Below are 24,365 nucleotides of genomic sequence, written 5' to 3'. Positions count from 1 at the left end.
TTTCGGTAAGTTGAAATGCCATGTGCAGATTACTGGGATACGCGACGGCAGGCTTCAACCTGAGCCTCAACGCGGTGTTGGGTCGGGACAATGTCGGCGATTTCCGCGAACTGTCTGAAATCCACAATGATGGCTGGGGTGTAGCCCAGCTTTCCGATCCCGCCGAAGCACCGCACGTGCGCGACGGCGGCGCACCCACTCCGGAAACCGGTACCCGAATCTACAAGTCGACCATCGCGGCCCGTCATGACAGCACGTTTGAGGCGCTGGCCGACGAACCGTCTCGCGGTGCCATCTGGCACCTGCGCTTGGCAAGCTCCAATCTGCCGCTCATCATGGAGAACCAGCACCCGTTCTATGCGAACGGCCTGAGCTTCATCCACAACGGCGATATCTCGGACGCCAATGGCCGCAACATCGTCACCAACCGTTCATACCCGGTGAACCACAGCGTGTTCCTCTCCACCGGCGGCCGTTCCGACTCCGCTATCTTCTTCGCGGTGATTCTGGAATACATCGGCTTCGGCTTCCCGCTCGACGAGGCCGTGGCCCAGGCCGTGCGCGAACTGCGCCAAGCCTACCCGAAGTCCAGCTACAACTGCATGATTCAGTCCGAGGACCAGCTCATCGCCCTGTGCGCCGCCGGTCGTGAGAAGACCAGCCCGCGCATCGTGGAAATCTACGATGAGTATGGCCGTGGCGAGCAGGCCGCCGACTACCGTGTGATGCGCTACCGTGAGCTGCGCGACGACAACGGCGACTCCGCCGGTGTGGTGGTCTCCTCTTCCGGCTATGAGCAGGAAGGCTGGAACGTGCTGGAGAACGACCAGATGATCATCGCCTCCAACCGCAACGGCACCTACCGTCTCCGTTCCATCTGAAATAGCTTCATAAGCCGTCTCTGACGAGGGGCCTTGAGCCTCAGATCATCCGCATCCCATACTTCTCCGCCAACGCCGGAATATCCGGCATGCCATACTTGGCCACCAGATCCAGCCATCGCTGTTTGTTCTCTCCGCCAAATCGCTCGGCTCGGGCCGTATACGCCTCGACCTGCAGGAACTTCGGCGGCACTGACTTACTATGGAACTTGTCGGCGTACATCACCACTTCCTGCTCGAGATTCATCGGCACATAGTCGGCTGGTGGCAACGGCAGCTCCTGGCACACCACATCCTCGCGCGTAAGTCCCACGCCGGTATGGTTGCAGCAGAACTGGGCGATGGACTCGTCCACGCCCTCGTCGAGCAGATACTCGTAGCCCTTAAGACCGTGTAGAATGTAGCGTTTCTTGCTGAATTTGAGCGGTTCGCCGTCAGAGCCGTCATGCTTGAACACGCGGTAGGTGCCGATGTCATGCAGCAGTCCGCCGATGAGTACCAAATGCTCGTCAAGCAGACGCGGCGGCACCTGACCGCCGGTGACGCCTGCGGTGGGCGGTACCTCCGCGTCCTTCGGTAATGTGCAGCGGCGCGTGAACAGCGCGTTCTGCCGGCGCACGATCTGGCAGCCGATGGTCGCCACAATCACGCAATGCGTGTGCACCAGCTCGTACGCCGCCTTGGACGGCGCGATTTTGCGGTGCAATTCGTCGATCTGCTCCAGTGTGGGAATATATCCGGTCATGATTATCAGGTTTCGCCTCGTACGGTCAGATTCATCCTCAGATTAGCGCGGCAATGAGCCGCATCAGGATTGTCAGGAGCTGATTCGGACATCTCGACATGCCTATCTCCGTTTCAAGGGGCTGATTCGGCATCCTCCTGAGGTCTACTTCCGTTTCAAGGGGCTGGTGCCCAAGTATACGCGGCGTAAAAACGGCGGAATGACGTTGGCATGAAGCCGTTTATACTCGGGGTTTGGCGGATGACCAGCCCCTTGAAACGGAAGTAGACCTCCCGGAACACGCAAATCAGCCCCTCGAAATCGAAAAAGCTCACGATGTTTGGTATGTATCCGAACATCGTGAGCTTCAGGAGCCTGTGCTGGTGTGTCTGGTGTGTATTGCTGCCGGACAGATCAGATCTTGAAGAGTGTGTCGGCTGCTTCGGCGATCTCGCGTGACACAGTGAGCACGATAACGCAATGCTTCGGGTCACCGGTGTGCGCCAGCTTGGCCAGCGCGGCGAACACGGTCACCTCGTCATCCGCGTTCAGCCCTCGTGTCGGCTCGTCGAGGATCAGCACTTCGGCCTCGGTGCTGATTGCACGGGCGATGGCCACCAAACGCTGCTGCACCAAAGGCAACGTGCCGACGGCCACGCCACTGGTGGCCTCGGAGAAGCCGACCTTGGCCAGCAGTTCGCGGGCGATCACCGGCTTGGGCTTCAGGAAGTTGCGGTTGGACGCATTCATGGCGTACAGCACGTTTTGTTCGGCGTCGAGATTCGGTTGCACGGCGTGCAGCTGCGGTACGATGCCCAGACGGTGGCCGCGTAGTTCCACGGGCTCGAGCTCAACAATGTTGGCGCTCTTGTTCATCACCGTGCCAGACGCCGGTGTGGTCAAACCGCTCATCACGCCCATCAGCGCGCGACGCTTGGCGTCGGCGGTGATGCCCGAATCGGGGTCGTCGCTGATCAGCAGCGCGTATGCGTGCCCGGAATAGCAGGAGAAATTCGCGTCATCGAGGATGTTGACCTTGCCCTTGGGGCCGGCGACCGTCACCTTGTTCAGGGCAAAGGTCGGGTAGGTCTTGAGCAGAATGTCGTCGGAACCGCCGCCCACCAACACGCGATCGATACGCGAGGCCAGCGTCATGGTGGGATCGGTCGCTTTGCCCTGAGGCTCCGCATGCTCGGCCAATGCGTCTTTGTGATCGGTTCTGGCCAGTCGGAGTGTTTCGTTGACGCGGGCGGCATTGCGCTCGGTCACTTCGGCGGATGCGTTGGCCGAAGCGATGGCGTCTGCTTCGGCCTCGCTGGTCTCGTCGGTTGCTCCGGTTTCGGCAGATGCCAGTGCGCTGTAAATACCATCGTCAACAGTGCCTTCGTCATCAACGTCATCGAAGGTCACGCTGAACTGCACGGAGCCAGCTGGAACGGATTCAATGGCGTCGTTCGTCTCAGTCTCAGAAGTCACTTCGTCAGCCGTTGCGTCAGTGGTCTTCTCGAGTTCCTGATCGTTGTTCTTGTCGCTCATGCCTGTGCCTCCGCATCGTCGGTTGTGGTGGTCGTCTTATTGGCCTCGCCGGCATCATGAGCGGTGGCCTCAGCAGCTTCATCGGTCTCAGCAGCGCCAGTGGTTTCGGCCGTTTCAATCGCCTCAGTCTCGCTCACGGTGCCCCAGTCGCCATCGGCGGCGAACAGCTTGTTCGCGCTGAAGAACGCAAGGCGCAGGGCGGCAAGAATCGCCAGGATCAGGATTGAACCCAGTCCATACCAGACCATGGTCCAAATCAGGTCCGATGTCACCGGGATGGCATGGCCGGATGCCAGAGCAGGTCCGATCGGCTTGGCGGCGAACGCGCCTCCGACCAGACCAATTACGTAGAAGGGCAGGGTGACGATGAACACTTCCAGCATGAACTGCCATCCCAAACGCCCGCGAGTGACGCCGGACACCAGTGCCATGCCGATTTCGTCGTCACGCTTGGGCGCCCACACGCCTGACAGCACGAGGATGAGCAACAGCACGCCGCCCACGCCGGCCAGTATGGCCGTATAGGTCCTCGCCCGCGAGGCCAGCTTGTCCAACGGCTTCAGCGAGGCGGTGTAGGCCTCCAGCGAGGGGGAGGACACGGCGTAACCCTTGGCGGGCAGCTTGGCCTTCTTGAGGTTGGCGACCAAGGCCCGGTATGTGGCGGGGCTGTTGACGTCAAACGTCACGTCCAGGTCGGGCACTTTCCAGCCGGGGGTGTTCTGGTCGACGCTTTGCGGGTCGAGTCCGGCCTTGGAGAAGGCCGGATAGGCGGTGAAGATCGCGTTCTCGCGGTTGCGGGCGGCCGTCACCGGATTGTCGACGGTGGATCCGGACGTGTACCGGTAGATGCCGCGCACCTTGAGTTCGGCCGTGGTCGAGGGATCCGAGGCGGTCGCCACCTTGAACGTGTCGCCCACCTTCAGGCCGTTGGCGGAGGCGAACGCCTTCGACACCAGTGCGCTGGTGGCGTCCGGGTTGGAGGACTGGGTGTCGTAGGTCAGGTTCTTGCCGTCCACGATGGCGTAGGCGCCGAGGTCGCTGGCCGTGGCGGCGTCCTTGGTCCAGAACGCCCGCCAGATGAGCCGTCCGCCGGTCGCATCGTCTCCGGCCGTGCCCAGCGAACCGCCGTCGAGGGCCTTCAGGTCGCCGTTCACGCGCGCCGGCGCGGTCTCGGTGAACGTGAAGTTCAGCGAGCTGACGGCCGACTGGATGAGTGCGGCGTACTCGTTGTAGGTGGACCACGTCATGTAATGCCTGGTGGAGGACTGATCGGTAGCGGAGACCTTCTTCCACGTAGCCGCAGTCGGGCGAATGGCCAACGTGGCCTTCTGCTGATCGTACGCGGTGGTGTGTGCGTTGGTATCTTCCTGAATGATGGCCAGTCCGGCGACTGTGCCGAAGGTGACCGCCAAGGTGATGAACGCGGTCAGGGCCGTACGTCCTTTAGAACGTGTCAGGGCCCGCCAGGCGTTGCTGAGGACGAACATGTAATTACCTCTCCCGTTCTCCTAAGCCGAACAGATCAATACGGCTTTAACTATTGTTGCGTTTAGTGACCGTTTTCTTGCGCAATACTGTTATACCCCTCAATGAAGTCTGAGAACATTCTGACAGCGATGTGGTGGTCATGAGGGGATTTGCACCCGGTATGGGATAAACCCTCGGTCTATTTCGGTGGCATCGGTACACTGGCATGAGATATGCGTGGCGTCACGTGTGCTCCGGCATGTCTGCGATTCCGGATTCGCCCGGAGTCCGGCATCCGGAAGCGTGGCCTTGCGCCGTTGGATAAGAGTATGAGCTGAGCAGATTTTCGGGTAGGATAAGTATGCGATTCACTTCAGGGCATTCGAGCCATAAGGCTGTGGGGCGTAGGAGAAGCCGCCATGCCGATAACGGGAAATCCAATCGCTCCGCATCTACGAATAGCGCTGCAAATCAGCAGACGGGTCCCGTAAACCTGACTCCCCAGCACGTGGGTGGCAACGGCCGTTCGCTGGTCAGCCGTACACCGATATGGGCGCGAGTGGTGGTTGTACTGCTGCTGACGTTGCTGGCCAGCGTCACCTGTGTGGGCACGCTCTACGCGGCATCCGTCTCGAGAATGGCCGCGGATGCGCAGCGTGTGCTGACATCCGCCGAAGGTCTGGCCAATTCGGCACTTGGCTGCGGCAGCGATAAGAGTCTGTCGGACATCTCCCAAGAGTTGGTCAATGCCACCAATGATCTCAACGAGGAGCTGAACGGCCCGCAGTGGGACTTCTTCCGCGACCATTCGCGATTTGGCAGCGACATCACCGCTGCCCGCGAAATGCTGGCTTCCGTGGATACGCTGGTCAACGGTCCGTTCACTGATCTGCTGAACCTGTCCAAACGATTGCAGGGCTTCTCCCTGAAGAATGGCTCGGTGGACGTCAGCGCCCTGATGGATATGCCGGATATCGTCAAGCAGGCGCATAAGGATATCTCGCAGCAGCTCACCAAGCTCAACAAGGTGCCGACTCCGAGCGTCGCCAAGGTGGCCACCGTGCTCGAATCCGAAAAGGCTGCGCTCAAGACCGTGGATTCGATGCTCAGCGAATACGATGGCCTCATTAACTTGCTACCGCAGCTGCTTGGCGAGGACGGCAAGCGCACGTATTTGGTGATGGTGCAGAACCCGGCCGAGCTGCGTTCGGCGGGCGGCATGGTGGGCACCATCGCCGCAATCACGGCAGATAAGGGCACGATTACCATCGGTGATTTCGCCACCACTTCTGGTTGGGACATTCCTGAGAAGCCAATGGATGCTACGGTGCTGAAGGAGCGCCAGGTATTTGGCGACACTTTTGACCAGTACCCGGCCACCACGACCATCGACCCCGAATTCCAGCGTGTGGCACAGATGAACAAATACATGTGGCTGTATCAGAAAGGCAACGAAGACAAGAACGTAGCGGGTGTATTGTCATTCGATCCCGTATTCCTCCAGGCATTGCTGGGAGCCACAGGCAAGGTCAAGCTTTCGGACGGCCGAGTGCTGGATGGCACCACCACGGTGCCGTTCTTCGCCTCGGACCTGTACACGGATTACCCGGACTTCGAGCAGCAGAACAACTTCGTTTCCGAAGCGGCTCAAGCAATTATGAACCACGTGCTTGGTAACGCGAATGCTTCTACCGCATCCCCGCTGTTGAAGGCAATCAGAGATACCAGCGCTAGCGGTCATTTCAAGCTATGGATGGCTGATCCGGATGAGCAGGAGGCGCTGATTGCCACCGGACTTATCGACGATAAGGCCAGTGGTGAGCTGTCTGCTGACAGTCAGGTGCCTGAAACCGGCATCTATCTTTCGGAGTTGCAGCAAGGCAAGCAGGATTGGTATCTGAAGACCTCCACCACGGTCACAAAGACTTGCGGTGACGTCTCGGCCAGCCAGAACGCCCTGTATTCTGGCGTGCTGGATAAGCGCATCACGACAGCCGTGCGTAACACGCAGCTGGGTCAGTTTACGGAAGATCAGCTCGGCGACGAATACACGGTCACCTTCACCATGAAGAACACGCTGACTAAGGCTAAGGCCGAATCGTTGCCTGATTTCGTTAATGGCGGCTCGGAGAATCCAGTGCTCGGCGGCATGTTGTACCGCGTGGTGCTTACCGCCCCGTACGGTGGCGAAATCACCGCTGTGCAGGCTGATATAGATTCATGGGATACCAACACCGCGAGCCTGTATGACCGTCAGTACATTATGTTCAACCAGCAGTGGATCGAGCCCGGAAAAGAATTGACGATTGCTTATACCGTTCGGGTCAGCAGCGATGCCACACATCCACTGAACGCGGTAACCACGCCGGTGGTGAATGCGGATGGCATCGAGACGGGCTCCAACGGCAAGGTGACCGATGAGTGCTCGGCGGATACGAACGGCGCCGATGGTGCGAACGGCGCCGATGGTGCGAACGGCGGCAAGAACGACGCGCATAAGGGCGCGTCCTCCGATCCCTCGGCCGGCCTGGACACCTTGGACAATCTGAAGAGCCAGATCAGCTGCCCGGTCGATCTGAAGTCCCTGGCGGGATCCATGTGATGACCATGCCCGATTCCGTTTCCGACGCCGCCGGTACGGCCGGTGTCGCCGGTGCTGTCGGTGCCGCCGGCCGGCCGCGCGACGTGAACTACGATCTGCTGCGCGTGGTGGCGATGTGCCTGGTCATCGGCGTCCACGTGATCAACAACTACATGCCCGTCAAGATGGCTCTCACCGGCGGCGCGGAAACGGTGCGATCCGTGCTGTTCGCGTTGTTCATGGTCTGCAATCCGCTGTTCATCATTGTGTCCGGCCGGTTCAACCTGACGTGCGACGCCGGCCGGCTGGGGAGCACCCGCTCGTCGGGCAACCTGCCGGGTTCTGGCTCTGATGCCCGGACAGGCGGCGGTGCCGGCCAAGCCGATCCCGGTAGCCTCGCGCCGTACGTGCGCTACTACTACAAACGTTTCGTCTCGCTGATTGTGCCGTATCTGCTGTATGCGGGCGGCATGGGATTCGTCGCCTACCTGGTGATCGATCATCGTTCGGTTGGCGGCGCTGTGTCTGGAACGTTGTTTGACCTGTTCTCCGGGTATGACGATTCCGTCTATTGGTTCGTATTCATGCTTGCCGGGTTTGTGTTGGCGACGCCGTTCCTGGCCGCGATGATGCGCGCGATAGGCCGGTCGGGTGTCTGGCTGCTGATCGGCCTGGCCGCTGCCGTGGCCGCCGCCGAGCAGATCTGCAATCTTGCCGGATACCCGTTGACGTTCCTGCAGTCGTTCCCCTGGCGGGGACTGCTGGTCTACTATCTGCTCGGTTTCGTGCTGGAATACTATCCGCCGTCCACGCGGATGCGGCATGGTTTGTACGCGTTGGCTCCGTTCGCCCTGGCGTGGACCGTCGCCACGCCGTACCTGTTCGCCGGCCAGCAGATCCAGGTCGGCCGCACGCTCACGGTTTCCTTCGCGGTGGTGGTGGCCGCGGTGTTCCTGTTCTTCCGGTACGACGTGCATCCGGCGTCGGCGCGGATGCGCAGGGCGATCACCTGGCTGGCGGGGTACTCCTACACGATCTATCTGGTGCATTCGCCCCTGTCCAAGGTGCTGATCGGCCCGCGGATTCCCGCGCCCACGGATGGATGGTCGTACGCGGGCATCAGCGTGCTGATGTTCGCAGCCACGCTGCTCGCGGCGTTGCTATTTGCGGTGATTGCCGATACCGTGGTGCTCAAGCCCGTGCAGCGTCTGCTGCGCAACGTCGCTCTGCCGCGGAAGGGCCGCCTGTAGCAGCCGTCGTTTCACTGCCCTTGCGCGCGGTAGCGGGCCTCGGTGGCCTCCTTGGTCGGCGCCCACCAGTCGCGGTGTTCCGTATACCAATCGATGACGTTGCGCAGTCCGCCGGCGAAATCGGTGTGCATCGGCGACCAGCCCAGTTCGGCGCGCAGTTTGGATGCGTCGATTGCGTATCGCCTGTCGTGCCCGGGACGGTCCCGCACCCAGTCGAACGCATCCTCCGGCTGGCCCATCAGCTGCAGGATCATGCGCAGCACGGCGATGTTGCTCATCTCGCCATCAGCTCCGATCAGATACGTTTCGCCGATGCGCCCGCGGGTGAGGATCGCCCACACCGCGCGGGAGTGGTCTTCCGTATGTATCCAGTCGCGCACGTTCTCGCCGGTGCCGTACAGTTTCGGCCGCGCGCCCTCCATGATGGAGGTGATCTGCCGTGGAATGAACTTCTCCACATGCTGGTATGGGCCGTAGTTGTTGGAGCAGTTGGAGATGGTGGCGCGCAGGCCGTATGTACGCACCCATGCGCGCACCAGATGGTCGGACGACGCTTTCGAAGCGCTGTACGGGCTTGAGGGGCGATACGGCGTGTCTTCCGTGAAACGCGCCGGATCATCCAACGCCAGATCGCCGTATACCTCGTCGGTGCTGATGTGGTGGAAGCGCACGTCGTGTTTCCGGGCGGCCTCCAACAGCCGCATCGTGCCTTCCACGTTCGTGCGGATGAACGGTTCCGGATTGGCGATGGAGTTGTCGTTGTGCGATTCCGCGGCGAAGTGGACGATGGCGTCATGACCGGGCACGATACGCTCCAACAGCGCGACGTCGCAGATGTCCCCCACGACAAGATCGACCTGCGACGGTGGCAGGCCGGCGATGTTCTCCGGATTGCCGGCGTACGTCAGCTTGTCGAGCACGGTGATGTGCACGTGCGGATGGTTCCGCGCCACGTATCGCACGAAGTTCGCGCCAATGAAGCCGCATCCGCCGGTCACCAGAATATTACGCGGCCCGAATACGCCGCCGCACGCCATGCTGTTCACCATTCCAGCATACCGTCGCATGCCAACGGCTGGGGGGTCGGCATTGAGACGGCAGGGATGGACGGTGCGAATGGCCTGATGGTAATCTGAATCCGTTACAGGGTTTTTATCTAGAAGGTGCCGTTTATGCTCGTCGACTTGAGCCGTCCAGTTTGGAAGCCGTCTCTTTCGTCCTGCGCGATTCTGCCGCTGTACGTGAAGTCACCGTCATATTCCGGGGTCGGTGATGGAACACTCACTGTCGGAGCATATAGTTATGCGGATTTCATGACTTATTTCGGCGCTTTTTCGTTGAAGAAGTGGCGGCGCTACACGGGAATCGACGATCTGACGCCGACGTTGATCGTCGAGACGAGCGCTCCGGTTCATATCACCTTGACGGAGATGATCTATCGGCGTCTCGAGAAGCGTGTCATCTGTGAGTCGGACCATGCTCCTTCCCAAACTCAAGATGGTTGGTACCGCTACACCATCGCTTATCCCAAGGAACTTGACGCGCAGTTGGTCGCATTTACAATAACAACGAATGCATATCCCGCCACGGTGCGGAATGCAGCGTACTATGCCGACTTGCCGTCGCCTCAAGAAACCCGTATCGAGATCATTACAACGACTTACCGAAAAGAACGGCAAGTCGCACGTAACATCGAGCTGATTCGCAAAGAACTGCTGGACAACGTCGCGTGGGGGGATCATTTCCGCCTGACGGTGGTGGATAACGGCCGTACCCTGTCCGAGGCGGTGTGCGCCGATAACCCTGCCGTAACGCTGATTCCCAACGGGAATGTGGGCGGTGCCGGAGGATTCGCGGCAGGCATGCTGCACGCCGTGGAATCGGGTTGGGCCACGCATGTGCTGTTGATGGATGATGACGTTACCGTCTGTCCGGAATCGTTCAAGCGCTCTCTGCGATTGTTGGAATACGCAGGGCCTGAATATCAGGAGGCCACCATTGCCGGTGCGATGCTCTCTACTGCAAACTTTGAGATGCAGCAAGAAGATATCGGTGTGATAACCCCTGAACGGAATCTACGACCTTTCAAGCCGCGTCTGATCATGGATCGCGAATACGACATCTCGTTTAATGAGGAGCTTATTCCCGCATCCGATGCGGATGGTCTGTACTCCGCATGGTGGTATTCCTGCTTCCCCGCACGACGCATCACGGATTATGGTCTGCCGATCCCGTTGTTCTACCGTAGGGATGACGTTGAATATGCGACACGCATTCAAGAGAAAGAACCGTTGAAATTCATCACGATAAATGGTGTATGCGTATGGCATGATGCTTTTGACCTGCGCTGGAACGCCGCGGTGGAAGTGTATCTTGCCACACGTAACATGTTGATCCAAGAGGCTTTTACGCCGGATCCGCATCACAGCATGTCCACCATGATTCAACTCATGCGGGATAATGTGATCAATCACGGTCGCCGCTTCGACTACGCTTCCATGGAGCTTACCTGTGATGCGATTGAAGATTATCTTAGGGGACCTGATTATTATCGTCGCCCTGTGGGCGAAGACTTGTTCAGGAAAGCCCGGGATAAGGCAGAGCGTTTGACGCCCTTGGAGGAAATTCCCGATGCTCCCGATGCCATCGATATCTTTGCACTGGAATTGAACGCCAATGACGAGAACGTCGAGGCCATCGAGAAGCCCGACATTCCCGATTCACGGGATCGCGCACGCCTCATGGCCCGTGTCCGTCATAAGCTCCGGCGTGTTTTGCAGAGGGGCGAGGCAGTGGAAGCGCATCAGATTCAGGAACAACCGATATCCGATGACAAGATGGTGATCATTCCCAATGATGGATGGTGCCGGCCTTGGCGAATCTTGCATGATGCGGGCAAAGCCTTGGCCGTTGACACGACCGGAAGGCGTGGAGCGTTGCGCGTGCGGGACGAGGCGCGCAACGGGCAATTGCGAGAGCGTTTCGAACGACTGGCCCAAACACTGCTGGACGATACCGATGTTCGGCAGGCGTATCGAAAATGCCGTGACGAGATGACTTCTTTTGAGTTCTGGCATACGTACCTCGAGGAAGCGAAACGATGAAGTCCATGCTGCGCGCATTACGTTCGCGTATCGGAAAGTCCGTGCAGGATGCCGAGGCGAGCCAAGGCGGAAGAGTTTTTTATCTGGTGGCGGAGCCGGGGTACCCGAATTACGGCGATGAGCTAATCGCTGGAGAATGGCTCAAATTACTCGGGGAGCGGTATCCTGACGTGCCGGTTGTCGTGGATTGCGCCCGTCCGGGTCCTGCCGCTGTGATTCTGAAAGATAAGCACCCGCACGCCATTTTCACGGACACATTGCGAAGGCTGGGCACGGAAAATTCACTGCCTTATGATGGGCCGATCAACGATATAGCCGCTTTTGTAAGGCGGGCGCTGGATGATGAATCCATTGCTCCGAACTATGCGAGTGGAATCAGATTATTGCAACGCGGCGCCCGCAGCGTGCACATGCTCGGAGGCGGTTATATGCGTGGCGACTGGACGTGCAATCTATCGCGTCTGGCCGTAGGTCCGTGGGCTCGCTCGCGTAATATACCGGTGGTCGCGACTGGTCTCGGGCTCATGCCGATCAGCGGAGCCTCCTTGGAATTCGCGAGGTCGGCGGCATCGTCGTTCGACATGTTCACCGTCCGAGACGTGCCCACTCGACATGCGTTGCAGAGGGGCAGTGACGGTCGCGGAGAGGCTGATATCGTCGTGGCGCCGGATGATTGCTTCGTCAACGGGCTGAGAGGCTGTTATTCATCTTCGGAGGGTCTTCCCGATGTGATGGTGTGCGTGCAGTCCGACTTTGTGGAGAACGACGGTGCCCTGTTCGAACAGGTTGAACGCACGCTGGAACGTTGGGGAGTCAAGAAAGACGAGGCCGTGGGCGTGGTCGAATGCAATCCTCGGATCGACTATCCGATATTGCCGTATCTTGCCCGGCACGGTTACTCGAATCTTCGTTTCTTCCCGGTCATTGACGTGTTGGAAAAGGGTTTTCCAGCTCGCGCCGGGCAACGATGGTTGTCTACTCGCTACCATCCGCACATCCTTGCGGCCGCGAAGGGTTGTGGAGGCTCATACATATCGGTGGATGCCGGATATTACGACGTCAAGCACGAGGCTGTTATACGGATGGGTTCCCACTGGACCAGAAACGTAATCGGGCACCCGGCGCCTCCTGCGGGGGGCGGATTCGTGAGTGCGGCACTGGCTCAACGGTATTCTGCGCAGATCAGGCGGAGTACCGCCGCGATATACCCTGATCTGCGGTGATTCGGCTTAGCGACCGGCGACGTTTGCGGCCCCCGCGGCACCGTTGGCGCGGGTTGGGACGGGGCCGATCGGGAAAGCGGCGGAATTGCACGACGATAATGATTGAAGTAGGCTTTGTACAGTTGTTTTGTTGGATTGAGAAGTAACGGCCTGAAAAAGATGAGGTGGTAGTCGAATGCCGACTTTGAAATTTGCGAATATCCTTCTGGAGACCAATCCTCGTTCTGTCGCCTATCCGTCGCTGTACTGTCGTTCCGACCATCCCGTCGTGTTTGACGACCATCTTGGCGAGTGGACGATGACCGGTGCCGGAACCTTTGATTTCAGCACGTATTTCAATTCCCTGTCCGTGATGAAGCTGAGGAAGTACACCACTGCGGCCAAGTTCGCGTTGCACCTTGAGCTCAAGGGTGCGGCATGCAAGGTGCAGCAGACCATGGGCGATGCGTTCGCGCATAGTTCGATTCCCGTTGAGGGTGTTTCCTCGGAACTGATGGCTTCTGACGATTGGCAGACCGTCGACCTGCCGCTGGAAGTCACGGACGATATGGTGATCCTCGGTTTTCTCGTGAAGACCGAAGGGGCGGTGGCCATTCGCAATAGCTATTACGTTCTTGAGACCAGTGCGGCGCTGAACGACATAGAGCTGGTGCTGTCCACGACCACGTTCAAAAAGGAAGCGTTCATCGAACGGAACATCGGTTTGGTCAAGGACCAGATCATCAACTCGGGTGATTCCATCGCCGAGCATTTCCACATGTATGTGATGGATAATGGGCGCACACTGGATGCGGAGAAGCTGAGCGACGATCGTGTTCAGGTGGTTCCGAACGATAATGTCGGTGGGGCCGGCGGATTCACCCGGGGCATGATCACCGCCATGGAGCAGGAACCGAAGGCCACGAACATTCTGCTTATGGACGATGACGTGGCCGTTTCCCCCGAAAGCATAAAGCGTACCTACAATCTGCTTCGCATTCTCAAGCCTGAATATCGCGGGGATATGATCAGTGGCGCGATGCTGAACTACGAGGTCGGCGAAGACCAGTGGGAAGACATCGGCAACATGACCCCGCAGGGTACCTTCGCCGGGTGCAAGCCGCCTCTGCGTCTGACCTTGTTCGAGGATCTTGTGTACAACGAACTGTACATTCCCACAAAGTGGCAGAAGAAGAACATGTATGCCGCTTGGTGGTACTGCTGCATTCCGATCTCGGTCATCGAAAAGAACGGCCTGCCTTTGCCGGTGTTTGTCCGTTGCGATGACGCCGAGTACGGTATTCGTTGCAAGACCGGTTTCATCACCATGAACAGCCTTTGCGTATGGCATATGTCGTTCTTCGAGCGCTATAACCCGGCTGTGGAACGGTATCAGACCACGCGCAACACCATGATCGCCCAGGCGACTTGCGGCATGGCTCCGAAGGCGGATTTCATGTATGAGCTGCACAACAATATTCGTCTCGAACTCAAGAAGTTCGGTTATAGGAACGCCGAGCTCTGTCTGGACGCCTTCGAGGATTTCCTGAAGGGACCGTCCTTCATCAAGAAGCCGGGACAGGCGGAACAGAGCTTCATGGCCGCAAACCGGAACAAGGAGCAGCTCGTTGATTTCGCAACGCTTCAGTCGCAGATCGACGCTGATCCCGAGCTGGATGGACTGCGTATCGCGGGTGTCGATCGCCAGCTGATCGACGGGGACAAGCCGCGCAGCCTTCCGGAGCGTATCGAGGACCTGATTTCCGACAACAACCAGCGTTATTTCAAGAAGGATGGTTCCGGGTATGCGATCATCCCGTTGCAGGGATGGCTGTACCCCGCTGGGGTCATCCGGGGGAAGCACAAGCTTGTTGTTCTTGACTGGTACAACCGGAAGGGCATCATTCGCACCAAGGACGCGGAACGTTACAAGGAGATCAAGAAGCGTTACGCCCACGACCTTAAGTACTACAAGGCCAATATCGAGCGTCTTCGTAAGGAATACGCCGCTGCGCGTTCGGAACTGACCTCGCTGGAATACTGGAAAAACTACCTGAAGATGAACTGATGTCGTTTGTCGTGAAGGGGTCTCGATAGGGCAAGGCCCCTTCACGATGAATTCGAGTGCGAAGATCTTCGTCGTCGAAAATAATGGGTCGGAGTACTTGTCCGTCTCAGGTTCATGCTCATTTGCTTCTGGTGGAATCGTCGTTGATAGGATGCTATTCGTGGAACAGTTGGTACAGAAGATAAGAAACAGATACGGTTATGCATGGACCGTTCTGCGTGGCTTGGTGAAAACGGACTTCAAGCTGCGCTATCAGGGGTCTTTCCTGGGCATCGCTTGGTCGGTTCTGAAACCATTGATGATGTTCTGCGTGATGTACGTGGTCTTCGGCAAATTCCTGCGGATGTCCGACGGAACGTCCACATATCCGGTGGTGTTGCTTCTGGGCATCAGCTCATGGCAATTCGTGACCGAGTCCACGAACGTCGGTTTGCGTGCGGTCGTCGATCGTGGTGATTTGCTGCGCAAGGTGCACTTCCCCAACTATATCGTGGTCGTTTCCGCGACTATCGGCGCTTTGATCGGCTATGCCATCAATTTGGTGGTTGTCCTTGTCTTTGCGCTGATTTCGGGAGTGAGGCTCACTTGGCGTGTCGTGCTATTGCCGTTCAATATCGTGGAGCTGTATGCCGTTACACTGGCTCTGACGCTGCTCATGGCCACCATGTACGTGTATTTCCGAGACATTGCCCATATTTGGGAAGTGCTCCAGCAGTTGGTGTTTTACAGCATGCCTATCATCTACCCTCTTACGTATGTGACTGATCGAGGAGGATGGATCGCTGATGCGGCTCGTCTGGAGTTGCTGAATCCGTTTGCCCAGACCATTCAGGATATCCGGCATAATTTCATTGCGCCGGAGACGCAGCCGACGATTTGGAACCAGTTCGGCAATTGGGGGGTCAGATTGTTCCCCATAGCTCTCACGGTCGCGTTGCTTTGGCTCGGCATATATCTTTTCCGCCGGAATAGTCGCAAGTTTGCGGAGGTCATGTGATGGCTGAGAACAGTGCAGTGAAGAAATACGATTACACCAAGGCCCCGGTTGTGCTGTCGGCGGACCATGTCTCCAAGAGCTTCAAGCTGCCAACGGAGCAGGCGACCGGTCTTAAGCAGGCTGTCATAAACTGGACCAAGGGCGTGAAGGGCTACAAAAAACAGACGGTACTCAAGGATGTCAGCTTTGAAGTCCATCAGGGCGAGTTCTTTGGCATCGTAGGTCGCAATGGCGGCGGCAAGTCGACTCTGTTGAAGCTGATTTCGCAGATCTACTATCCCAATGATGGCGAGATTCGGGTTCATGGCAAGTTGGTTCCATTCATTGAGCTTGGAGTTGGATTCAATCCTGAATTGACGGGCCGGGAGAATGTGTACCTTAATGGTGCCCTGCTGGGATTCTCTCGTGAGCAAGTCGACGCGATGTACGACGACATCGTCGATTTCGCGGAGCTTGATGAGTTCATGGATCAGAAGCTCAAGAACTATTCCTCGGGCATGCAGGTCCGACTGGCGTTCTCCGTGGCCATCAAAGCACAGGGTGACATCCTGGTGCTGGACGAGGTGCTGGCGGTTGGAGACGAGGCGTTCCAACGCAAGTGCAATGATTATTTCACGGAGATCAAAAAGGATCCGACCAAAACCGTGATTCTTGTCACCCATGACATGAGCGCCATCAAACGATACTGCACTCGTGCCATGTTCATCCAGGACGGCGTCGTCGCCGCGATCGGTGACAGGGAGACGGTCGCCGAACAGTACACTCTCGCCAATCTGGAAGCGGAAGAGCGAAAGCAGGAGCAGCGCAGGAAGATCGTTTCCGAAAACAAGGACGAGTACCCCAACGGCTTGAATGCCCGATGCCCGTTGTTGCGGACATACGGTGTCTCGCCCCTGATTCTTAAGAGTTCGGACACGTTTACGTTCGCCGTCGAGTATCAGTATGATGAACCCGGTGATTTCTATCTGGCCATCGCCATGCATGATGTTCGACGTGGCGGCATCACCTACGATACCGGCGCAAAGACAATCAAAATGGAGAAGCATGGGCACCAGACGGTATACTTCGAGATGCCTTTGAATCTGTTCAATGATGGCGAGTTCAGGCTCATCACGTCGCTGCGTACGCCCGCGCCCGGCGACGATCGCATGACCGATGCCGTGGCCGTGGCATTGGATGACAATGCGTGCACCTTCGTGATTCGCGATTCCCGCAATCGTAATTACGCGTTGTTGAGCGATAGGGCGTTGACGATTACGCAGATCGAGGAACCAAAGAATTAGCGGTTGGACGTCATCCCCGATTCGCGTTCGTGGACGCTTCCTCTCCGGGAATATGCGAATCCCGGAGAGAACGTATCTGCGGCACGGTGCGGCGGTGGATGGCATGTTGTCGAGGGAGTGCGGTTGATGAATGACAATGTAGTCTGGGAAACGGTGATGCGCGTCGTGTATCCGGTCAAGGATGCCGAACAGACCCTCCCCCTGTATGCGATTGACTGGACCCGCCCGCATGCGGCGGAGACCACATTGGATTCCCGTATTGACATGCGTCGTCTGGAATTCGGTTCCATGAATCAGTCCACGTTGCAACGGCTGTTGCGCGGCGCGGGATCTTCGGCCGGCGTCACTTGTGATTCGTTCTCGATCACTGGACGCACGTCATTGACGCTGAACGATCGTGGCCATATGTCCGGGTGCACGTTTTTCAATGCGTTCCCGGCGTCGTATTGGCGGCGATGGACGGCCGCGAAGACTGTACGTTTCACTGTCTCCATCGTGGGAAACGCGAAAATCAGCGTCTTCCGTTCAACGGGTCGCGGTCTGATTTATCCGGTGGCGGAACGGGTCGTACAGACCGAGGATTCAGCTGTTTCGGTATGCGTGGATGTGCCGATGGTCGGTCTTATGGACGGTGGCTATTTCTGGTTCGACGCGGAATCTCTCGATGGTCCGGTGACCGTGACGGACGCCGCTTGGGCCGTTCCCAGGAGTGCGCGAACCGCCGAACATGACACTTCCATGTCCATCGCGATCACCACATTCAACCGTGCCGCATACTGCATGAATCAATTGCGAGCTATCGCGGGTTCGTCTGCGCTGCGAAAGAGGCTGGACACGGTGTACTGCACCGATCAGGGCAGTGATTTGGTGTGTGAGCAGGAAGGTTTTACGGAGGTTTCCGCCGATCTTGGGAAACAACTTACGTATATCCAACAGGCCAATCTAGGTGGTTCCGGCGGTTTTTCACGTGGCATGTATGAGACGGTGAAGGCCGGGGACAGTGATTTTGTTTTGCTGCTGGATGATGATGCCGTCAGCGAGCCGGAATCGATACTTCGCTCCATCCAGTTCTCCGATTACACGATTCGTCCAGTTCTCGTCGGCGGGGGCATGTTCCATCTGGATAATCGCACCATGCTGTATACACAGGGAGAACGTATCAATCCGCAACGAATGTGGATGTATCCATCCAAGAGCATGGGGTATAACCATGATTTCTCGGTGGAGCCACTTCGTGATTCGCCGGATCGGCACCAACGCATTGATGAGGATTTCAATGGTTGGTGGATGTGCCTGATTCCGGTCGCCGTGATGAAGAAGATCGGTCTTTCGCTGCCGGTGTTCATCAAGTTCGATGACATCGAATACGGTCTACGGGCCGGGAAGGCGGGATTTCCGACGGTCTGCCTGCCGGGTGTGGCCGTATGGCACCAAGCGTGGCATGACAAAGATCCAGCCCGATCCTGGGAGGAGTACTTCACCGAACGTAACCGATGGATCGCGGCTTTGCTGACGTACCCCGATACGCCGCCTCGCATGCTGTTGGAGACCCTGTACGGTGATGCCAGCTTGGGTCTGCGCTTTGTCTATTCGGCCATGGCGCTTCATCATATGGCGTTGAAAGATATTATGCGTGGGCCGCAATATCTGGTCGATTGTCTGCCGACAAAGCTTGGCGAAGTGCGTGAGTTGCGTGCACAGTATCCCGATGCGCAGGTCGAGGATAGTTTTGAGGCGTTCCCTGAGCCCGTTAGCGAAGTCGAGTCCCCCAAGAATCATCCTTCCACCATGAAAAGTCGGTACAAGGCCGCAGTCGGTCTTATTGCCGCGAGTTTCGTCAGGAACGTTGACCCCGATAAGGCCATGCGGCCGGACGCGGCTATCTCCGCGCGAGATGCCGCTTGGACGTGGCTCGCCTTCGACCACGTCAATTCCGCATTGGTCACTACTGCGGATGGCAATGGGGTGGTGTGGCTGAAACGTGACAACAAACGTTTCCGCCAAGGCATGCTTGAAGGATATCGCCTTACTCGGCGGATTCTGAGGAATTGGAGGCGCCTGTCGGCCCAGTATCGCGCGTACGGAATTTCCTCCATGGAGACGTGGGCGCGTATTTTCGAAGGGTGAAAGGGTCCTCCAGTGCGCGTTCCGCTATGAGCGGTAATATGAACGTGAGAATGCGTATTGCGTGCGTGAATGTTGTTTGAAAGGTTGTGAGATGGCTGATACGGTGAAGTATCCTGATTTGGTTGTTGTCGGCGCGGGCCTGTTTGGCCTGACGGTGGCGCAGCAGGCGGTGGAGCATGCGGGTGCCCGTGTGCATATCATCGACGTGCGCGACCACATCGGCGGCAACGCCTACTCGTATATGGATGAGGAGACCGGCGCGGAGATCCACAAGTATGGCGCGCACCTGTTCCACACGTCCAACAAGCGTGTGTGGGATTACGTGAATCGTTTCACCTCGTTCACCGACTACGTGCATCGCGTGTATGCCACGCATGACGGCGAGGTCTATCCGCTGCCGATCAACCTGGGCACCATCAACCAGTTCTTCCACGCGCGTTACACGCCGGCCGAGGCGCAGAAGCTTATCGCCGAGCAGGCGGGCGAGCTGGCCGGCACCGATCCGCAGAACCTCAACGACAAGGGCATCCAGCTCATCGGACGTCCCCTGTACGAGGCGTTCATCAAGAACTACACGGGCAAGCAGTGGCAGACCGATCCTGCCGAGCTGCCCGCGTCGATCGTCAAGCGTCTGCCGGTGCGCTTCAACTACGACAACCGCTATTTCAAGGACACGTGGGAGGGTCTGCCCGCGGACGGCTACACGAAGTGGATGGAGCGCATGATCGACGATCCGCGCATCACGGTTTCGCTGGGCGTGGATTTCTTCGACGAATCCCAGCCGTACAACAGGAAGGCCCTGCGGGCCGCGGGCGTGCCGGTGGTGTACACGGGTCCGGTCGACCGTTACTTCGGTTACGAGCTTGGCGACCTGAAGTGGAGGACGGTGGACTTCAAGGAGGTCCGTTACGATGAGGGCGACCATTTCGGTTGCCCGGTGATGAACTTCTCCGACGCGGACGTGCCGTACACTCGTGCTATCGAGTTCAAGAACTTCAATCCGGAGCGCCGGGACCGGCAGAATCCGGACAAGACGGTGGTGTGGGGAGGAGTACAGCCGTTTCGCGCGTCGTGGCGACGAGCCGTATTATCCGATCAACACCGATGCGGACAAGGCCCTGTACGCGCGGTACGAGGCCAAGGCCGCGGCCGAGCCGAAGACCGTGTTCGGCGGGCGGCTCGGCACGTACAAGTACTACGACATGCACCAGGTGATCGACACCGCCCTGACCGCCTACGAGGAGCAGGTCGCCCCGATGCTCACCAAATAACCGATATCGTGAATGGACTGTGTCGCACGATTCTTGTGCGGCACAGCAATACCGTTCCAGCCGAAAAGCGGACGGTGTTGGCGAAGTCGTAGAAGTCTTCTTGGCCGGGTTGTCGGTGTGGTATACACTGCAAGCATGACGAGTGATGTGAAGATGAACGGACAGAATTCCCGCGTGAAACGTGAGCCGACGTTGGCGTTTGTGATTCCTTGTTATAACGAGGAAGCGGCATTGCATGTGACGGCTGGTGCGTTGAAGACGAAGATTCGTCAGCTCGAGAATTCTCATGCTATCGCCAAGGACAGCATCGTCATTTTTGTTGATGATGGTTCCTCTGACGAGACATGGAACGTGATCGAGGGTCTGCACAGAGATGATCCCGTTGTATTCCATGGCGTTAAGCTCGCCCACAATAGGGGACATCAGAATGCCTTGTTCGCCGGCCTGATGCGGGCGCTTAGTCTGGATGTCGATACCGCGGTCTCCATGGATGCAGACCTGCAGGATGATCCCGATGCCGTGGACGCTATGGTCCAGGAATATATGCAAGGAGCGGAAATCGTTTATGGTGTGCGAGACAACCGTGAAACGGATACCGCGTTCAAGCGTGGCACGGCCCATGCGTTTTATGCTCTGATGAAGTGGCTTGGAACGGAAACCGTGCCGGATCATGCCGATTACCGGTTGATGAGCCGTACGGCGCTGCAGGCCCTGTCGCAGTACAAGGAATCGAATCTGTTCCTACGGGGATTGGTTCCTTCGCTTGGATTCAAGACGGCCAAGGTGTACTACAAAAGAGGAACGCGAGTTGCCGGAGAGTCCAAATATCCGCTGAGGAAGATGGTTGCTTTTGCGGTGGAGGGTGTGACCTCTTTCTCGACGAAGCCGTTGACGATGATTACCGGATTGGGTTTGTTCTCGGTGTTTGTTGGAATCGCAATGCTGGTCTATACTCTCGTCTCTGTTTTTTCAGGGCATGCTGTAGCCGGCTGGGGATCGATGATGTGTTCTATGTGGATTTTAGGCGGTTTCATTTTGCTTGCGCTCGGAATTACTGGTGAATATATTGCGAAAATATACTTGGAGGTCAAGGCTCGTCCTCGGTATATCGTTGAAACAACGCTGTAATGAAGTGAATATTCCGGGTGTATAGGGGATATTGTTGTAATGGTTAGGCAAAGAAAAGCGCATAAGGAGCGATCGTTTTTCGGCTGCGTGCTTCCGCGGTGGCTTGTTGAGATTGCCCTAGGGCTGCAAGTTACCGTCGTGTTGTTGTTGCTTGCGTTGTCGATCTGCTTCACTGTGACGTTTAAAAGAGCCAGTCCGCAGCTCGGCAGTATTACGGAACAGGTCGATTATCATTTTGGTGCACCTTCGATAGCGTTTCTTCTGGGTTCGATTCTGCTATGCGGTTTAATTGTCGTGCTTGCGGTTGTGGTTTCCAAGTTACCCAAACGATGGGCTTTGATCGCGCTCTTGGTGTATGTGATGCTGATGCAGATCATCTGGCTCACATCACTGAATCTGGTGTCATATACGTATCAGGATTCGCGAAGTCTGATGGATGCCGCCGATATCCTGCTCAAGGGAGACCTCAGGCAGTTTAGTGAAAGCTATTGCGCGAGGGGTGCCACGCAGGCGGAATGTGTCGGTCGAAGCATTCCCAGCGCCTATTCGTATTTTAGCTATTATCCGTTCCAAAGTGGACCGATGCTGTGGTATCTCATAGTGTTTGCGCTGTTTGGAACAGACAATATCCTTGCTTTTCAGATCGTAAGCGCGGTCTCTATCACCGCACTGGTTGCGGTCTTGTGGCGTTTGGGAAGCTTGCTGGGCTTGGATGAACGAGGGCATGGGGCTTTCGTTGTTCTAGTGTCAATGTGCGTGCCCCTGCTGATGTTTTCAGCCTTCGTGTACCCCAACGCCGTTGGTTTCTTTATCGCGATATGCGGTGCTTGGGTGATTGCGGAAGGGCTTCGTCTGCAGAAGGTCTGGCTTAGTGCGTTGACGATTGTTGTCGGATTCCTCATCTGTGGAATCGGCACCATCTTCAAGACAACATATCAGATAGTGGTGCTGGCGGTGCTCGTGGCGGTTGTTTTTGCGGTCTGGAACAGCCGCCGCATATGGCAGCTGCCGGTTTCCGTGGTCTCCGCTCTGGTGATGTATGCTTCTTCCAAGCTGCCAACTGTCTGGTTGCAGGCTCGGACCGGAGAGAATTTCGGCAAGGGGTTGCCGATGCTTTCATGGATTGCCCTCGGACTGGGGAGCCCGGATACTAGGCCGCCTGGATGGTGGAGCAGATTCTCTTTGGATGCGTTTTATCAAACAGGTAACAACTATGCCCTTCAGACGCAGATTTCAAAGGATTTCATCAGAGAGAGGGTGATGGGATTTATGGAATCTCCGAAGGAAGGATTGCGCTTTTTCTTGGGGAAACTCGCGTCGGAGTGGTCGGAGCCCTCATTTATGACGTCTTTGTATTCGGAGATAGGTGATTCCGCTCGGCATTTTTCCGGACTGGGTTCGTTCCTTCTGATAGGACGAGGGTCGGAAATCCTGCTCAGGTACGAGAATGTTTTCCAAACGGTTGTGTATCTTCTGGCGTTGGTGGGATTGATCGGCCTTATCCATTCCATGATGAGGGAAAAGGCGATTGGCGATCATGCGTCCCAGATTTATGCAAGAGTTTTAGTATGCGCTTCCTTTATCGGCGGCTTCCTTTGTTACCTGTTCTGGGAAGCGAAAGGGATTTACACCCTGCCGTTCTTCATATTGCTGCTTCCGGTCGCGGCCTATGGTATTCAAAGTCTCATTTGCTTCGGCAATACCATTAGGGGCAGGTTCTCATAATTGTGGATATGTTTTCTGCGGGGTATTCTCTTCATTGCGTTTACCTGTGCTTGCAGACATGTTCGCTACTGTGATTGGTTTATGGCGTATGCAACGTTTTAGATTTTTTGATATTGCCAAAGGTATTGCAATATTGGCTGTGATACTGGGGCATAGCGCGATTGAGGCCAATCTTTGTATTCCCCATAGGGCCGCACAGGTTGCTATCTCGCTCTGTTTTTCTTTTCATATGCCGCTTTTCTTTATACTCGCCGGTTATTTTATGCATCCAGAACGTGCATTCCGTTGGGCGAAGGAATCAAGACAATTATTGTGCACATATGCGGTAACCGCGTTATGTGTTCTTGCTGGTGTAACCTGCATGGCGACCCTCCGTCATGAGAGTCGCGCACTTGCCTTGCAAACGTGGGGGATGACTGCATTGTACGGCAACGGTGACGTGTCTAACCTGACACTTTGGCCGGTTGGGTTCCGTATTGGCGCAATCTGGTTTTTGCTGGCCATGTTTTGGGCTCGGCTTTTGCTGCATATTTTTGCCAAGCTTCCCCATACCGTGTTCTGGGTAGCTGCATGCTTTGTTTTTGGATATATTTCATCCCGATATGTGTGCTTGCCTTGGAGTGTGCAATCGGGGATGTGTGCGGTTGCGTTTCTATATCTTGGTTATCTTGCGAAGAAATATGACGTGCTTGGTCGCGTGAAACGCATTCCTTATATTTGGGTTGCTGCTCTTCTGATCTGGATAATCGACGTTGTTTCTTTCGGCGGCATGAGTATGGCCATGAATGATTATGGGTCGCACCCTGTTCTGGCTGTGGTTGGCAGTATGGCTGGTACGCTATGCGTCATCGGTATTTCTCAGTTGCTGGATCACATGTTTCTCGGGGGGGCTCAGTAAGCTTGGCCAAGCAAGTCTAGCTATTCTGTGCGTGCATCTTGTCGAAGATGATGTATTGCCGTGGCAGATGTATCTTGGCTTCTTACGCGCGGCTTTCCCCCATATGCCACTAGTCCTATTGAG

Annotated in this window: 16 protein-coding genes and 1 pseudogene; 13 read left to right on the top strand and 4 right to left on the bottom strand. The window is 56.9% G+C overall.

Going from position 1 to position 24,365, the window contains the following annotated elements:
* The first annotated feature begins 20 nt into the window (after window positions 1-20).
* On the top strand, window positions 21-881 hold the full coding sequence (locus tag MMB48_RS11000) for a class II glutamine amidotransferase (RefSeq protein WP_032743842.1): 861 nt from the start codon (window positions 21-23) through the stop codon (window positions 879-881).
* Between the two features lie 40 nt (window positions 882-921).
* Here the strand turns inward: MMB48_RS11000 and MMB48_RS10995 are convergent, their stop codons facing one another.
* The 3 genes from MMB48_RS10995 to MMB48_RS10985 all read right to left on the bottom strand — a co-directional run bounded on the left by MMB48_RS10995 (window position 922) and on the right by MMB48_RS10985 (window position 4,628).
* Complete coding sequence (locus tag MMB48_RS10995; RefSeq protein ID WP_032743843.1) at window positions 922-1,626, bottom strand: HD domain-containing protein; 705 nt, start codon at window positions 1,624-1,626, stop codon at window positions 922-924.
* Between the two features lie 393 nt (window positions 1,627-2,019).
* Window positions 2,020-3,141 (bottom strand): ATP-binding cassette domain-containing protein, encoded by a 1,122-nt coding sequence (locus MMB48_RS10990; RefSeq protein ID WP_032743844.1) that lies wholly within the window; start codon window positions 3,139-3,141, stop codon window positions 2,020-2,022.
* Complete coding sequence (locus MMB48_RS10985; protein ID WP_032743845.1) at window positions 3,138-4,628, bottom strand: ABC transporter permease; 1,491 nt, start codon at window positions 4,626-4,628, stop codon at window positions 3,138-3,140. The genes MMB48_RS10990 and MMB48_RS10985 overlap by 4 nt, the downstream gene beginning before the upstream one ends.
* 488 nt (window positions 4,629-5,116) lie before the next feature.
* Between MMB48_RS10985 and MMB48_RS10980 the strand changes: the two genes are divergently transcribed.
* Together MMB48_RS10980 and MMB48_RS10975 are read left to right on the top strand one after the other, a co-directional pair.
* Window positions 5,117-7,210 carry a DUF4012 domain-containing protein gene (locus MMB48_RS10980; RefSeq protein ID WP_032743846.1) on the top strand — a complete coding sequence of 698 codons (2,094 nt, stop codon included), beginning with the start codon at window positions 5,117-5,119 and terminating at the stop codon, window positions 7,208-7,210.
* The gene (locus MMB48_RS10975) at window positions 7,210-8,439 is read left to right on the top strand and encodes an acyltransferase (protein WP_409337983.1); all 1,230 of its coding nucleotides are present in this window, start codon (window positions 7,210-7,212) and stop codon (window positions 8,437-8,439) included. Before MMB48_RS10980 ends, MMB48_RS10975 begins: the two co-directional genes overlap by 1 nt.
* 11 nt (window positions 8,440-8,450) lie before the next feature.
* On the opposite strand, the gene rfbB is transcribed toward MMB48_RS10975, so the two are convergent.
* A complete protein-coding gene (rfbB, locus tag MMB48_RS10970; RefSeq protein WP_032743861.1) occupies window positions 8,451-9,476 on the bottom strand; it encodes a dTDP-glucose 4,6-dehydratase in 1,026 nt (341 codons plus the stop codon).
* 135 nt (window positions 9,477-9,611) lie between these two features.
* Here rfbB and MMB48_RS10965 point away from each other — a divergent pair, with 135 nt between their 5' ends.
* From MMB48_RS10965 to MMB48_RS10920, 10 genes and pseudogenes are all read left to right on the top strand, one after another.
* Window positions 9,612-11,543, top strand: coding sequence for a glycosyltransferase (locus tag MMB48_RS10965; RefSeq protein WP_032743847.1), 1,932 nt, complete (start codon window positions 9,612-9,614; stop codon window positions 11,541-11,543).
* A complete protein-coding gene (locus tag MMB48_RS10960; RefSeq protein ID WP_032743848.1) occupies window positions 11,540-12,766 on the top strand; it encodes a polysaccharide pyruvyl transferase family protein in 1,227 nt (408 codons plus the stop codon). Before MMB48_RS10965 ends, MMB48_RS10960 begins: the two co-directional genes overlap by 4 nt.
* A gap of 175 nt (window positions 12,767-12,941) precedes the next feature.
* Window positions 12,942-14,813: a glycosyltransferase gene (locus MMB48_RS10955; protein ID WP_032743849.1), complete on the top strand. Its 1,872-nt coding sequence runs from the start codon at window positions 12,942-12,944 to the stop codon at window positions 14,811-14,813.
* A gap of 160 nt (window positions 14,814-14,973) precedes the next feature.
* The gene (locus MMB48_RS10950) at window positions 14,974-15,810 is read left to right on the top strand and encodes an ABC transporter permease (protein WP_162859149.1); all 837 of its coding nucleotides are present in this window, start codon (window positions 14,974-14,976) and stop codon (window positions 15,808-15,810) included.
* Window positions 15,810-17,093 (top strand): ABC transporter ATP-binding protein, encoded by a 1,284-nt coding sequence (locus tag MMB48_RS10945; RefSeq protein WP_032743850.1) that lies wholly within the window; start codon window positions 15,810-15,812, stop codon window positions 17,091-17,093. Before MMB48_RS10950 ends, MMB48_RS10945 begins: the two co-directional genes overlap by 1 nt.
* Window positions 17,094-17,219: 126 nt before the next feature.
* Window positions 17,220-19,220, top strand: coding sequence for a glycosyltransferase (locus MMB48_RS10940; RefSeq protein ID WP_032743851.1), 2,001 nt, complete (start codon window positions 17,220-17,222; stop codon window positions 19,218-19,220).
* A 91-nt stretch (window positions 19,221-19,311) separates the two neighbouring features.
* Window positions 19,312-20,491, top strand: a pseudogene (glf, locus tag MMB48_RS10935) (UDP-galactopyranose mutase).
* A 135-nt stretch (window positions 20,492-20,626) separates the two neighbouring features.
* On the top strand, window positions 20,627-21,619 hold the full coding sequence (locus MMB48_RS10930; protein WP_032744252.1) for a glycosyltransferase family 2 protein: 993 nt from the start codon (window positions 20,627-20,629) through the stop codon (window positions 21,617-21,619).
* A gap of 39 nt (window positions 21,620-21,658) precedes the next feature.
* Window positions 21,659-23,344 (top strand): hypothetical protein, encoded by a 1,686-nt coding sequence (locus tag MMB48_RS10925; RefSeq protein ID WP_230581230.1) that lies wholly within the window; start codon window positions 21,659-21,661, stop codon window positions 23,342-23,344.
* On the top strand, window positions 23,289-24,242 hold the full coding sequence (locus tag MMB48_RS10920) for an acyltransferase family protein (RefSeq protein WP_234884542.1): 954 nt from the start codon (window positions 23,289-23,291) through the stop codon (window positions 24,240-24,242). Before MMB48_RS10925 ends, MMB48_RS10920 begins: the two co-directional genes overlap by 56 nt.
* Window positions 24,243-24,365: the final 123 nt, after the last annotated feature.

It is taken from the genome of Bifidobacterium sp. FKU (assembly GCF_026016385.1).
Classification (GTDB): Bacteria; Actinomycetota; Actinomycetes; order Actinomycetales; family Bifidobacteriaceae; genus Bifidobacterium; species Bifidobacterium infantis.
The sequence above is the reverse complement of the archived record's forward strand: the minus strand, read 5'-3'. Positions and strand labels throughout refer to the sequence as shown.